This window comes from Aeromonas popoffii, assembly GCF_000820025.1.
Taxonomy (GTDB): domain Bacteria; phylum Pseudomonadota; class Gammaproteobacteria; order Enterobacterales; family Aeromonadaceae; genus Aeromonas; species Aeromonas popoffii.
On the sequence record NZ_CDBI01000010.1, the window covers coordinates 750 to 1,082 of the forward strand.

Sequence of the window (333 nt, forward strand, 5' to 3'; positions counted from 1 at the left end):
ACCCTGGTGGACTCCATGCCCCTGCATCTGGATGCCTGGGAGGTAACCAGCTCAGAGTTCGGTCTGCCGTTTGATCGGGCACAGCTCAATGAATACGGCGGCATCCCTACCCGCAAAACAGTAAGCATGCTGGCTGCGCAGCACGGGCTGGATATCGATGTGGATGCCTTCACCCACCGCAAGACAGCCCTCTATTTGGAAAATATCGACAAGGCCCTCGTCTTCCCTCCCATGTGGGAGCTGGTCAAGCGCTGGCACGGCAAGGTGCCGATGGGCATAGGCACGGGATCATCGCGGGAGCATGCCCGGCGCATTTTGAAAAATACCGGCCTG

The 333-nt window shown here is 58.9% G+C and carries 1 protein-coding gene; it reads left to right on the plus strand.

The features are described 5' to 3' along the window. On the plus strand, window positions 1–333 hold a 333-nt coding region (locus BN1129_RS01885; RefSeq protein ID WP_339366194.1), incomplete at both ends, for an HAD family hydrolase.